Below are 12986 nucleotides of genomic sequence, written 5' to 3' on the forward strand. Positions count from 1 at the left end.
CCGGGCCTGGGGGAAGGAACGGTCGATCTCTGTCTGCGCGCGGGTGCGGCGAGGGTCAGACGACGGAGCGGCGTGAGACCGCGAAGCCCTCGCCGATGAGTCCCCAGCCGACGGAGGACAGCAGCAGGGCCCCTCCGGCGCCGAGGACCAGCCATGGGGAGTCCGTGAGGTAGTTCTGCGCCTCGGCGATCATCCGGCCCCAGCTCGGGGTCGGCGGTTGGACTCCGAGGCCGAGGTAGCTGAGCGCCGACTCCAGCAGGATGACGATGGCCGCCGAGTTGGCGAGTTGGACCATCATCAGAGGAAGGACGTTGGGGAGGAGATGCTTCAGGACGATCGTGGAGGACCGCACTCCGGAGATCCGCGCGGAGAGCACGAACTCCAGCTCGCGGACTTCGAGGCAGCGCGCCCGGACGATCCGGGTGAAGTGCGGTAGCGACACGAACGACAGCACCGCGATCAGGGTCGTCGTCGAGGGCGAGAAGACGGTCACCGCGGCAAGCCCGAGCAGGAGCGAAGGGAACGACAGCATCAGGTCGACCCCGCCCATCAGTACGGTGTCCAGCCAGCGACCGCCGACGCCCGCCGCGAACCCGACGGCCGAACCGGCCACCAGCGCCAGCACCGAACCCGCCAGGGCGATCGACAGCGAGGTGCGCCCGGCGACGCACAGCCGGACGAAATAGTCCCGGCCCAGGTCGTCGGTGCCCAGCCAGTGGGTCCCGTCGGGAGCCGCGAAGGGCGCTCCGGCCACCTCGTTCGCGGAGAACGGCCGGATCAGGGGCGCCACGTACGCCATGGCGAACAGCACGACCAGGATGCCGAGACCGGCAGTGACCCCGACGCCCGGCCGGAACCTCCGCCACCGGAGGCGAACAGCGGATCCCTCGACCGTGTCCACGGCGTCGACTGCTTCCGCTGCGGATTCCTTCCGGTCCGCGGACGCGTCGGACAGCACCGGCAACTCACTCATCGGGATTCACCCACCTTGGGATCGATCAGACGGTGGATCAGGTCCACCACGAGGTTCATCACGATGTAGGTCAGGCCAAGCAGCAGGATGCAGGCCTGGGTGACCGCATAGTCCTTCTGCAGCAGCGAGTTGACGGTGAGCTGGCCGATGCCCGGGATCGCGAAGACGTTCTCGATCAGGATGGAGTTGCCCACCAGGCCGGCCAGTTGCAGTCCGGCCACCGTGACCACCGGCCCCGACGCGTTCCGCAGGCCGTGCCTGAGCGTCGCCTCCCAGCGCGTCGCCCCGGTCGCCAGAGCGGTGCGCATGTAGTCCTGCTCATAGACCTCGATCATCGAGGCGCGCATGAACCGGCACAGCGTCGAGCCGAGCGGAAGTCCCAGGGCGAGCGCGGGGAGGACAACGCTCTGCAGGTTCCGCACCGGGTCGTCCGAGAAGGGCACGAACCCGACGGCCGGCCAGGTCGGTACGACGTACGAGGCCGCGAGTATCAGGCAGAGGCCGAAGACGAACACCGGCGTCGCCAGCCCGAGGAAGGCCGATCCACGGGCCAGCCGGTCGATGAGACGGCCCTGGCGAAGGGCCGCCAGCACTCCTGCGGGGACGCCCCACAGAACCGACACCACCGTGGCGGCCAGGGCGAGTTGCAGGGTGTTCGGCAGTCGTTCCTTGATGAGGTCGAGGACCGGCAGGCCGTTGTAGACCGACAGTCCGAAGTCCCCGTGGAACAGCCTGCCGAGCCACAACAGGTACTGCTCGGTCACCGAACGGTTGAGCCCGAGATCCTCAGCCAGCCGTGCCCGGGTCGCCGCGTCGGAGTACGGCCCGGCCAGGACGTCCGCCGGGTTTCCCGGAAGCAGCCGGACAAGTCCGAACGCGACGATCGACAGCACGAGCAGGACGGCGAGCCCTCGAAGGACCCTTCGGGCGATGAACGGAATCAGTGGTGGCAGGCTCACCGCCCGCTTCGCCAACCTCGCAGTCAGGAGGGGGCGGTTGGGTGGGCCGAGTCCGGTTACGTGTTGCACCCCAAGGCCTCCCGGTCGGGATCCGTACCGGAGTTCGTATTTAGTACGCACTAATGGCGAACTAAAAACGAACTAAGTACGCTGGACAGTGAGCGGTACCTTGGCCCATTCCAGAACGAGGGGTGAAGCAACGCGTCCCGCTCAGCGGACCGGGGTCCGCGTCGCCGGATCCGCGCTACCGCAGGGAACGTGCGATGGCGTCGGCGAAGCCCTGCGGGTTCTCGTGCATCATGTCGTGCCCGGCGTCGGGAACGCCGATGACGGGAATCCCGGCGGCGCGCATCACTTCTTCGTCTTCGTAGGGGCGACTGCGAGCCCCCACGACGAGTACGCGGTGGTTCGGGAGAGCGAGGAAACGCTCGGCCATGTCCGGTTCCGTCGCCTGGACGAGCCCGACGGCGCTGCGGTGCAGGGCACGTGGATCGGTCACCCTCACCCGGGCCGCGTAGGCCGGATCGTAGCCCTTGAGCAGGAAGTCGAACCCGTGCTCCAGGAACTCGGATTCGGTGTACTCGGCCATGGACTTGCTGAACAGCCCGCCTCCGGCGTGCCAGTTGGGCTCGGCCGCGATGACGTGGGAGAAGAGGTCCCCTCTCTCCGAGGCCAGGACGATTGCGATGGCGCCGCCCATGGAATGGCCGACGAGGACGGCCTGCTGGATGCCGAGGTGGTCGAGTACGTCGGCGACGGTCCGCGCGTGGTCGTGCAGGGTGTACGGGAAATCGGCCGGACGGTCGCTGTATCCATGACCGAGCAGGTCCACGATGACGGCTCGGTGTCCGACGAGGGAAGGCTGCGTCGCGATGTGAATGAAGTCGGCGGAGCCCGCGCATCCCAGGCCGTGTACGTAGACATGCGGCGGCCCCGTCGTGCTGCCGGGGATGTCGATCCAGCGGATGTGGCCGCCGACGGCCGGGAGGAAGAGCGAGCGCACCGACAGGCTCCCTTCGGGTCGTGGGGCGGCATGCCGTCCAGGGCCAGGCCGCGGAAGCCGCGCCATCGTATGCCTTCGCCGATCAGGGCACGTGGGTCCGGTCCGCCCAGGGCACGGAACGTTGCCTCGGGTGGCCGTTGCCGCCACGTTCGTTCTTGCACGCGTCATGGTTTACCGGTGCGTACGCCCGCTGCCCGGAGGCATCCGTTCACGGCAGAAGGAGCGTGGCAGCGGCGATCGCTCCGGGCAGGGCGAGGGCGGCGAAGACGAGCCGCGTCCGCCGCCGTCGAAGAGGTCGGCGGGGGTGCCTCCGGTCAGACGGCTGAGCAGGATGCCGGCCGCCATCTCGACGGCCACCGTGGCGACGCCGGTGTCGCGGCGCGCGCTGTCGGCGCCTGCGGAGTTCCGCCCTCGCCCGTGCCCGGAACGGTCAGAGTGTCACGACCGACTTGATGAGGTCGTCCGGCTTGTTGTGTGCGAGCGTGAGGCACTCCTCGACACGCTCCCAGCCCTTGAACCGGTGGGTGATCAGGGGACTTACGTCGAGGCGGCCCGACGAGAGCAGCGCGCCGAGCTTCTCCAGGCGCAGACGGCCACCCAGCATCGCGCCGCCCACGATCTGCTTGTTGGCCATGCCGAATCCCCAGTCGGCGCTCGGGATGGTGATGGTGTCGTTCATGTTCATCGCGATGACGCTGCCGATCTTCCCGCCGGGTTTGATCGACCGGACGGCCGCGGTGAAGGTGTCACCGTCGCCGCCGCAGATGCAGACCCGGTCGACGCCCCGGCCGTTCGTCAGCTCCATCACCTGTTCCTCGATGGAGCCCACCTTGTAGTCGATGACGTCGCTGGCGCCGTAGTTCTTCGCCGCCGCCAGCGTGGCCGGGCGGGAGCCGACGGCGATGACACGCGCGGCGCCGCGCAGCATGCTCGCGGCCACCGCCATCAGCCCGACGGGGCCGACGCCGATGACGAGCACCGTGTCTCCGAACTGCACGTCGGCGAGTTCGACGCAGGAGAATCCGGGCGGGACCATGTCGGAGAGCATGATCGTCTCCTCCAGGGAGACCCCGTCGGGGACCCGGGCGAGGTTGCCGTCGGCGTCGTTGCAGGCGAAGTACTCGGAGAAGACGCCGTCCTCGGTGTTGGAGTACTTCCATCCGTTGAGCGTCCCGCCCGAATGGGAGGACAGGCCCGCCTGCGCCTCGGGCGAACTCCAGTCCGGGGTCACGGCAGGGACGACGACCTTGTCGCCGACCTTGAAGTCCCTTACCAGGGCGCCGACTTCGACGACCTCGGCGCAGCACTCGTGCCCGAGCACCATGTTGTGCCGTTCTCCCAGTGCGCCGTCCCACACCGTGTGGACGTCGGTGGTACAGGGAGCGAGGACGAGGGGCTTGAGGATCGCGTCCCGGGGGCCGCACTCCGGGACCGGCTTCTCCACCCATCCGGTCGCGCCGATGTGGAGCATCGCATAGCCACGCATGGTCTTTGACATGTCAGCAGAATTCTTTCCGTGTGGTCCTGTGTACGGTCGTCCGTTGGACAGGGCGCCGCGTTGAGACGGGCAGGCGCCCGCGTTCAGCCGAGGATCGGGAAGCCGGACAGCGCCTTCTTGAGGTGGACCATGTCCCAGGGCAGGTGCTCGCAGACGCCCAGGCCGACGACCTCGGTGCGCTGCGCGACGTCGGCAAGGAGCCGGGAGACCTGCGCGAAGGTCATCTTCCCGGCCGGGTACATCTGCAGCCAGTCGATCTCGGGCTCCGGCTCGGCGAACAGGACCGAACGGAACAGACCGGGGTCGAGGACGTCGAGGTCGAGGTGGATCGCCAGATGCTCGATGCCGGTCTCCTCGATCCACTCCAGGACCGGCGCGCTGTCCTGCGCGAGGGCCTCCGGGCCGGCGACCCGCAGGCCGAGGCGCTCGATCACCTCGCTCTCCTGCTCGGTCAGCCCGACCTCGCGCAGGCCGCCGTACATCACCCTCTCGGGAGCCAGGGGCCGGCTCACCTCGCGGGCGAACTCCGGGTCGCCCTCGCCCAGCAGGTTCCCGAGCACCATCGTGTGCGCGTTGCTCCACTCGGCCGGGACCTTGATGTCGGGGTGGGCGTCGATCCACAGGACTCCGAGCCTGCCGTCGTATCGCTCGTTGAGATAGGAGAGGGGAGCTTGCTCGACCAGGCAGTCCCCGCCGAAGACCACGATCTTGTCCGGCTGCGCGTCGTCGATGAGTCCGCGGGCCTCCTTCAGCTGCCGCAGCAGGGCGGCGCGATGGGAGACACCGTCCTGCGGCGTGTCGTCACCGTGGTAGTCCTCGACCTCCACCCGGACCTCGGGCTGGTCGCCCTGGGGCGCCAGAAAGGCCAACAGCTCCGCTCCGAGGGGGTAGTTGGCGTTGTTTCCGCCCTGCCACTGGGGCATCACCAGGCGCAGGACGCTGGAGTTCACCGCGTTCATTCACTCTCCCAGGTCATCGATTGTGTGTGCCGCAACGGGCGAGAGGGTTTGGACCTGACCGCTCGCCGCGGAATATGCGGAACATGAAGGGGCCCGATCCGGACGGACTGAGCAGTCACCAGGCGCAGGCCGCATCGGCTCGGCCGGTCACGAGAGGTGCCGGTCACCGGAGATCACGCCTCCGTGGGCTCCGGTTCACGCCGGCGCGGCAGTCCGTAGGACTCCAGGCAGAAGACGTAGAACAACGTCCACAGCAGCATCCAGTCCATCCACCCGAGGGCGTCGCCGTGCATCCCGCCGGCGACAAGGGGTTCGTGGAGCACGGAGCCCGCGATGAAGAAGTAGTAGGCCAGGAAGGTCGCGATACCCAGGCCCAGAGTGATGCCGACGCGGACGAGGTGGTTACGCGCCGGGCTCGGCCCGTTCGGCCAGTTGCCGAACGCGTTCGCCCAGAAGATCATCCAGAACAGCCAGCACACGCCCAGCTCGGCGGCGAAGATCGTGATCCCCGGGCCGATGGCGTCCGCGTTGGACGAACCCATCAGCACCTTGCTCAGCGACAGCAGTACGTAGTACAGGCCGGTGCCGACGACCGCGTTGCCCACGACCGACGCCAGCGCGACGCGACCGGGTGAACCGGCCAGCCGCCAGGGCCAGTTGTCGGTGAGCAGCCCGGTGACGTGGGACGAGACAATGATCGAGTAGAACCACCCGATCAGTGTGGGTGTGGTGAACCAGGCCTTGGCCGGATCCGCCCAGGTCGCCAGGCCGGGAAGGGCGAACACCGCGTAGAGGATGAAGGTGGGGACGGTCAGCAGGGTGATCTGGCCGAGGCCGACCCAGGGCTGCCGTGTCGTCAGCTTCGACCACGGCCAGCGGCCCCAGTTGATCACCCCTGTCACGTACATGAAGAAGCCGAAGAGGGTGAAGAGGGCGCCGGTCAGGTATCCCGCTCCGCCGGCGCGGTCGGCCGCGAAGGTGGCGTCGAAGTGCCCCCATCCGTAGGCCAGGGCGAAGGTGATGCCGACGCCGACAGTGGTGACGAACAGGATCAGGGCGATGCCCCGCACCGGCTGCGGCAGGCGGTCGAATCCGTGGAAATCCAGGTTGAAGCCCAGCCACACGAAGGTGGTGACCGTCCAGAAGATGAAGGCGATCAGAGGCTGCGGATAGATGTCCAGGCCGCTCCACTTGGGGTCGACCAACAAGTACCAGGAGGCGAGGGCCAAGGCGGTCACGACGGCGAGGTTCGCCAGCCCCTGGGCGAACCAGGGCAACGACCGTTGGGCGACGGGAGCGCGGACGCTGCCCTCCGTGGCAAGGGGTGTGGTCATGTACGTGTGCTCCTAGCGATCACCGGAGGGCTCCTCGCCGGGACGGCGATGCCCGGCTCGAACACGTGGATGGGCACAACGTAGGACCAGTATGTCAATGAGTCAATATGTGTTGACGTAACGTCGGAGTTAAGTAGGTCCCGGCGGACCCCTGCGTGGCGTCAGGTCGCCACCGTCGCGGGGTCGGTCGTGCGAGGGAAGGGAAGTCGGGGGTGGCCCGGTAACCGCCGGTCGCTCGTGGAGTCGATCAGGGGGCTGCTGATGGATCTTCGCGGCGTCGCGACGCCCGGCATGCCAGGATCACCCCGCCGGACAGCGGAAACCCTTGGTGGATGCCCCCATCCTGACGGCCGATGCTGTACGACGTGCCTGCGTCCGCGCTGGTTCCGGGCGGCTGGAACAAGGCCCGGCATGGTGGGGCCCGCGAGTGTGGCAGGGGCTGCCGGGCGTCACAGCGGGAGGTTCCTTCGCGTATGTCTCCCTACGGGGAGACGGTCTCCATGGCTTGACGGAGGAGTTCGAGGAGGTCCTGCTTGCCGCCGGAGCCGGTCCAGGTGTCGAAGGCCACTTCCAGGCAGGCGAAGGCGGCGGCGATCAGGGCGTTGGTGCGTGTGTCGCTGACCTCGTCGCCGACGAGGGTGAGCCGACGTGCTACTTCGGGGGCGAACAAGGGGCGCCACTCGCGCTGCTTCTCCAGGTTGCGGGCGTGGATCTGCGGGTTACCGCACACGATGGCAACAACCGGCAGGCCGTCCCGGGGTGTGCCGGCAGCGGTCAGGGCATCCTCGAAGGCGCGCGTGAGTGCCTTCCAGGCTTGTTCGGCGTCGGGGCGTGCGCGCAGGCAGGCGAGGACTTGCGGGCCGAACTGTTCGTTAGGGAACAGCGCGACGTCTTCCTTGGTCGGGAAGTGGCGGAAGAACGTCGTCCGTGACAGGCCGGCCTCGGCGGCGATCTGTTCGACCCTCACCTGATCGAAGCCCTGCTCCAGAAAAAGGCGCATCGCCACCGCGCTGATCTCCTCTCGGACCAGCTGCCGTTTGCGGTCGGCGATGGTCGGCTGGGCGGCCGGGGTCCGGGGCGGCGTGGTCGTCGACTGGTCGCGCATGTGACGCATCGTACTCCATGCCTATTTTGGTACTCAGTACCACGCGCGTGCTAGCGTCCCTTGTGTGGGACTGCGACAAGCTTCCCTGCGGGCGTATGCCCGGCGAGATCACGAGACGAGAGCACGGCATGAGCAAAATCTGGTTCATCACCGGTTCCTCGCGGGGCCTCGGCCGCGCGTTCACGACCGCTGCTCTTGAGCGCGGCGACAAGGTGGCCGCCACCGCCCGCGACACCGGGACCCTCGGAGACCTGCGGGACACGTACGGCGACGCGGTCCTCCCGCTGGCCCTGGACGTCACCGACAGGGCATCGGTGGACGTCGCCGTCAAGCACGCCTACGAGCACTTCGGGCACCTGGACGTGGTGGTGAACAACGCAGGCGCCGCGTTGTTCGGCGTTGCGGTCGAGGAACTGGCCGAGGAAGACCTGCGTGCCGTGATGGAGACCAACCTGTACGGGCCGCTGCGTGTGACCCAGGCGGTCCTGCCCTACCTCCGAGCCCAGGGAAGCGGCCACATCGTCCAGATCTCCAGCGCGTCCGGCCTGGTTGCGCACCCCACGCTGGGCGGTTACAACGCGACCAAGTGGGCGCTGGAAGGCATGAGCGAGGCCCTGGCCTACGGGGTGAAGGTCACGATCGTGGAGCCGGCGCAGTACCGCACGGACATCGCCACCACGCCGCCCGCGCACTTCGTCCCGAACCCGGCCTACGACGGGTTGCGCGCGGCGTTCGCGGGCGCAGCCGCTCACGCGGCGGTCCCTGTCCCGCTGCCCGAGGCCGCAGCCCCCGCGATGCTCAAGCTGGTCGACGCCGAACACCCGCCGCTGCGCGTGGTGTTCCGGTCCCAGGCGCTGCCGATGATCCGCCAGGCGTACGCCGAGCGGCTCGCCACCTGGGCCGACTGGGAGCACCTGTCGCAGGAGGCCGAGGGCGTATCCGCTTGAGCCGGGCGGTAACGTGACCTGCCGCCCCACACTTCTTTCATCTGAAGCATCGGTTGGTCTGTCGCTGAGTGTGCGTGCATCGGGAACGGGCGTGGTGAGCGCGCCACGTCGGAGGCGAGCAGTGGGCGGCGGTGGCTGTCGGCGAAGACGCAGGAGCCTGCATGGTGCGCCGGCGCGCAACTGCTCCGCGTCGAGCCGACAGTTGACGGGTACGAAGGACACGCCGATCTGGTCGGGAGTGCCCACCAGCGTGCGATCGCCGAACCCGTCGGCCGCCACGTCCAGGAGCATCGTGAGGTCCACCGGTGTCAGTCCGATGCCGGGAGGGGCTTGGGACTCTTCACGGCCAGCGGGACACCTCCGACGGCGAGGGAGCCCTTTCCGGGCTTGGTGCACAACAGTTCGATGCTCCCGTTCGCGGTGACGTAGCGCTTGCCGAGCAGCGTCCCGGAAGCCTGGCCCGGGTCGAGGGTCTCCGGCGGTGCGGTGTCGTGTTGCGTCTGGTCGACCATCGGCGAGCCCCCGCACGTCACTTCCTGCTCATCGGCTGCCCAGCGGACGACCACGACGGTGGTGTTGTCGACCGTGCTCGCGAGCATCATTCCGATCCGCGGCTTCATTCTGACTCCTTCCTTCCGGTGGTTTCGTGTGTCGGGCAACCTGGTCGGAGGCCTACCAGGCCGGTGCCCGGCCGATGACCCCGTCGGCCTCCAACGTGGCGATCTCCCGCTCGGTCAGCCCGAGTTCGGCCAATACCTCGTGGTTGTGCTGCCCGAGCAAGGGGGCGTGGCGCGTATGGCGGCGGTCGGGTCCCCGGGAGAGCTTGATCGGCAACGTGCTGTGCCGGGCCGGGCCGTTCACGGGATGATCGACCTCTTCGAAGAAGCCGCGGAACCGCAGTTGTGGCAGCTCGGCCTGGCGGTGCGGCTGCATCACCTTGCCCACCGGGACACCGGCGTCCCAGAGGCGTTCGACGATCTCGTCCGCACCGTGCCGTCGGCACCAGACGGCGAGATGCTCGTCGATGTGGTCGTGGTGCGTCCGCCGCCCGTCGGCCGTGGCCAGCTCCGGGCTCATCGTCCAGGCGGGCCGGCCCAGCGCGTTCCCCAGCGCGGTCCACTGTTCGTCGGTGGCCACGGCGATCGCGATCCAGGAGTCCTCTTTGCCGAACTCGTCGGTGTCGGCGGTCAGATACAGATTCTGGGGCGCCGCGACCGGCCCCCGGTTCCCGGCCCTCTGGAGCAGCGCTCCGTAGGCGGAGTACTCGATGACCTGTTCGGCGGCCACGTTGAGTGCGGCGTCGACCATGGCCGCCTCCACCAGTACTCCTTCGCCGGTACGACGCCTGTGCTCCAATGCCAGCAGGAGGCCGTTCAGCGCGTGGACGCCCGCGTTCGGGTCACCGATCGAGTAGGGCTCAAGCGGATTCTGGTCGGGGTGGCCGGTGAGCCAGGTGAGGCCTGCCGCGTCCTCGATAACGTAGGCGAAGGCCGCGTTGTCGCGCCACGGGCCGTCGAGTCCGAAGCCGGGCATCCGGATCATGATCGCGTCGGGCCGGATCGCCCGGACCGCCTCGTAGTCCAGCCCGATCTGGTCCAGCACGCGCGGGGTGTAGTTCTCGACGATCACGTCGCAGCTCTCGACCAGCCGGCGCAGCAGCTCCAGTCCGCGCTCCGTCTGGAAGTTGAGCGTCAGGCTCTTCTTGTTGGTGTTCAGGCCCGAGAAGATGGGCGACTTCTCCCACCATTGGTCCTCGGTCACCGGCACGCCCGCGATCAGCCGGGTTCCGTCGGGCCGGGAGGTGGACTCCAGGTGGATCACCTCGGCCCCGAGCATGGCCAGGACGTGCGTGCAGGACGGCCCGGCCCAGAAGGCCGTCATGTCCAGAACCCGCAGGCCGCTGAACGGCAGACGGTCCGGCGCGGCGTCCGGCACAGCCGTCTGTCGTGAAGTCCGGTGTGCGGCACGGATGTTGTCGGTGTGTTCGCCGAGGCGCGGCGCCGGCCGGGGAGAGCGGAGCCGGGCAGGATCCAGGCGATAGGGGGGACCGGGCTGGAGGAATCCGCCCCGAGGGTTGGGCCGGAAGGAGTTGCGCGCCTCGAAGTGCTCCATGGCCGGGGCGTTGGCGCCATTGGCCACCAGGGCGTTGGGGATCCGGAACGCCGTCGCGAGCTCGCGGACCTCGGCGACCGTACGGCTGCCGATCCACTCCTGGATCACCGGGGACACCTCGGTGGCCCGTTCGGTGATCGAGAACGGCGATTCCTTGTCGATCCACTCGGGATGGCCGACCATCGCGGAGAAGTCGGACCACTGCTGGGCGGTCGCACACCCGAGGGCTATCAGGCCGTCCTTGGCGACGGCCACGCCCGGCATGTTCAACGACCGAACCGACCGCCACGGCCGGCCCAGGACGTCGAAGCAGGTGACCGGGTAGTAGGTGAGGCACAGGACGTGTGCCTCAAGCATCGAGAGGTCGACGAGTTCGCCGTGGCCGCTGCCGAGGCCGCGCAGCCGCGAGGCCATCGTCCCGGCGGCGGCGTAGGCCCCCGAGGCCCAGGCACCCACCTGCCCGCCGACGAAGACCGGTGCCCGGTCCGGTGCGCCACGTCCCAGCCCGATGATCCCGCCGGACCACGCCTGCAGGGTGAACTCGGTGGCCGGACGGTCCCGCCAGGGCCCGTCCAGTCCGAACGGAGTGATCGACGTGACGGTCAGGTGGGGGTGCGTACGGTGGATCTCCTTGGGCGACAGCGCCGGATGCCCGGCGACTGCCGAGCCCTCGGACCAGACCACCGCGTCCGCCGACTCCAGCAGCCCGAGCACGAGGCCGATGTCGTCCGGACTGCCCGGGTCGACCACGACGCTCTTCTTGGAGCAGGACAGATAGCTGAACAGGGCTCCGTCATCGCCGGGAGCGACAGTGGCGCCGGAGGCCGACCAGCTGCGCAGCGGATCGCCCTCCGGCGGCTCGACCTTGATGATCTCGGCACCACCGTCGGCCAGCAGTTTCGTGCAGTAGGCACCTGCGATTCCGGTGGACAGGTCGACGACGACGAAGTCGCTGAGCGGCGGTTCAACGGGGGACGGACTCATGGATGCAACCTCCGCACATGTGCCAGTGTCATATCGTTTCCGGTGCTGTCGTTCTGGCAGGTGTTGCCGATGATCTGTCTGCCAAGTGGTCGAGTCCGGTGGGCTACTCGGCTTTTCTGCGGCCCGACCTGCTCAGCCGGAAGTCGGGCGGGAACTGGCTGTCGTTGTCCCTGACCGCATCGGGGATTCCCGAGTCGACCACGTCCTCGTCGAGCATCAGGTCGTCGGCGTCGGGGCGGGCCATGTTCCCGATCGACTCGAAGAGGCCGGTCAGCATGGAGCCCATGTACTCGCCTTGGTGCTGCTTGTACATCTCGAAGAAGACCTTCTGCATGTACACCGTGTCGGTAGGCCGGGTGCGTGAGCAGGCCAGCGCGTACTTCGCCACCTCCGCCTCAAGCCCGTCCCTGGGCACGACGCGGTTGAGGAAGTTGCACTCGTACATCTCCTGGGCGGTGAAGGGCCTGCCGGTGAAGACCATCTCCTGGAACTTCCTCAGTCCCATCGTCTGGGCCCAGGTCCACATACGGGGGCCCCAGCCGATGTACCGGAAGGCGGGATGTCCGAAGAGCGCGTCGTCGGAGGAGATCACCAGGTCGGCGTCGGCCGCCTGGTAGAAGTGCCAGCCGTAGCAGTACCCCTTGACCTCCAGGATGCTGATCTTCTTGAAGTCCTGGAGACTCCGGCAGCCGCCCTGTGGATTGGCGTACCACTGGGCGAGGGTCCCGCCGTACCGGTAGGAGCCCTTGGGAGGGTGCCGGACGTCGTCCTCCTCGTCGATCCTGAGTTCGCCCAGGCGCGGGCCGGCCGTGGGTGCGTCATGCATCTCCATGGCTTCCGCGATGTCGGCGCCGCTGCCCAGATGGTCACCGACGCCCCGGATGACCAGGACCTTCACCTCGTCGTCGACGTTGGCACGATGCAGCAGGTCGGCGTAGCGGAGTCGCGCTGCCGCAGTAGGTGCGTTGAGGTGGTCGGGTCTGTTGAGCGTGATGGTGGCGATCTTCGTCTTGGGGTCCTTCTCGTAGAGGATGATCTCCTCCGCCGAGGGACGGTCGCTGTCGGGCATGTGCGGGTTCCTTCCCGTCCGGATGGAAGTGGGTCAGGGCCGG

12 protein-coding genes are annotated in these 12986 nt (G+C 68.3%); 1 reads left to right on the forward strand and 11 read right to left on the reverse strand.

What is annotated here, in order from left to right; genetic code table 11:
• Window positions 1–55 precede the first annotated feature (55 nt).
• The 8 genes from ACWCRB_RS04855 to ACWCRB_RS04890 all read right to left on the reverse strand — a co-directional run bounded on the left by ACWCRB_RS04855 (window position 56) and on the right by ACWCRB_RS04890 (window position 7831).
• Entirely contained in the window at window positions 56–973 is a 918-nt protein-coding gene (locus ACWCRB_RS04855) for an ABC transporter permease (protein WP_450994657.1), read from the reverse strand.
• Window positions 970–1932: an ABC transporter permease gene (locus ACWCRB_RS04860; protein ID WP_450994658.1), complete on the reverse strand. Its 963-nt coding sequence runs from the start codon at window positions 1930–1932 to the stop codon at window positions 970–972. Before ACWCRB_RS04860 ends, ACWCRB_RS04855 begins: the two co-directional genes overlap by 4 nt.
• 244 nt (window positions 1933–2176) lie before the next feature.
• Window positions 2177–2935 (reverse strand): alpha/beta fold hydrolase, encoded by a 759-nt coding sequence (locus ACWCRB_RS04865; protein WP_450994659.1) that lies wholly within the window; start codon window positions 2933–2935, stop codon window positions 2177–2179.
• Window positions 2936–3106: 171 nt separating this feature from the next.
• Complete coding sequence (locus ACWCRB_RS04870; protein ID WP_450994660.1) at window positions 3107–3280, reverse strand: hypothetical protein; 174 nt, start codon at window positions 3278–3280, stop codon at window positions 3107–3109.
• An 85-nt stretch (window positions 3281–3365) separates the two neighbouring features.
• On the reverse strand, window positions 3366–4433 hold the full coding sequence (locus ACWCRB_RS04875) for an NAD(P)-dependent alcohol dehydrogenase (RefSeq protein ID WP_450994661.1): 1068 nt from the start codon (window positions 4431–4433) through the stop codon (window positions 3366–3368).
• A gap of 83 nt (window positions 4434–4516) precedes the next feature.
• Entirely contained in the window at window positions 4517–5392 is an 876-nt protein-coding gene (locus ACWCRB_RS04880; protein WP_450994662.1) for an arginase family protein, read from the reverse strand.
• A gap of 173 nt (window positions 5393–5565) precedes the next feature.
• Window positions 5566–6726 (reverse strand): hypothetical protein, encoded by a 1161-nt coding sequence (locus ACWCRB_RS04885; RefSeq protein ID WP_450994663.1) that lies wholly within the window; start codon window positions 6724–6726, stop codon window positions 5566–5568.
• Between the two features lie 481 nt (window positions 6727–7207).
• Window positions 7208–7831 carry a TetR family transcriptional regulator gene (locus tag ACWCRB_RS04890; protein WP_450994664.1) on the reverse strand — a complete coding sequence of 208 codons (624 nt, stop codon included), beginning with the start codon at window positions 7829–7831 and terminating at the stop codon, window positions 7208–7210.
• A gap of 128 nt (window positions 7832–7959) precedes the next feature.
• On the opposite strand from ACWCRB_RS04890, the gene ACWCRB_RS04895 reads away from it, so the two are divergent.
• On the forward strand, window positions 7960–8778 hold the full coding sequence (locus tag ACWCRB_RS04895) for an SDR family NAD(P)-dependent oxidoreductase (protein WP_450994665.1): 819 nt from the start codon (window positions 7960–7962) through the stop codon (window positions 8776–8778).
• A 308-nt stretch (window positions 8779–9086) separates the two neighbouring features.
• Here ACWCRB_RS04895 and ACWCRB_RS04900 read toward each other — a convergent pair whose 3' ends face one another.
• From ACWCRB_RS04900 to ACWCRB_RS04910, 3 genes are all read right to left on the reverse strand, one after another.
• Complete coding sequence (locus tag ACWCRB_RS04900) at window positions 9087–9398, reverse strand: hypothetical protein (RefSeq protein ID WP_450994666.1); 312 nt, start codon at window positions 9396–9398, stop codon at window positions 9087–9089.
• A 52-nt stretch (window positions 9399–9450) separates the two neighbouring features.
• On the reverse strand, window positions 9451–11874 hold the full coding sequence (locus ACWCRB_RS04905; protein ID WP_450994667.1) for a CaiB/BaiF CoA transferase family protein: 2424 nt from the start codon (window positions 11872–11874) through the stop codon (window positions 9451–9453).
• Window positions 11875–11977: 103 nt separating this feature from the next.
• Window positions 11978–12943: an enoyl-CoA hydratase/isomerase family protein gene (locus ACWCRB_RS04910; protein WP_450994668.1), complete on the reverse strand. Its 966-nt coding sequence runs from the start codon at window positions 12941–12943 to the stop codon at window positions 11978–11980.
• Between the last annotated feature and the right edge of the window lie 43 nt (window positions 12944–12986).

Source organism: Streptomyces sp. NPDC002156, assembly GCF_053593675.1.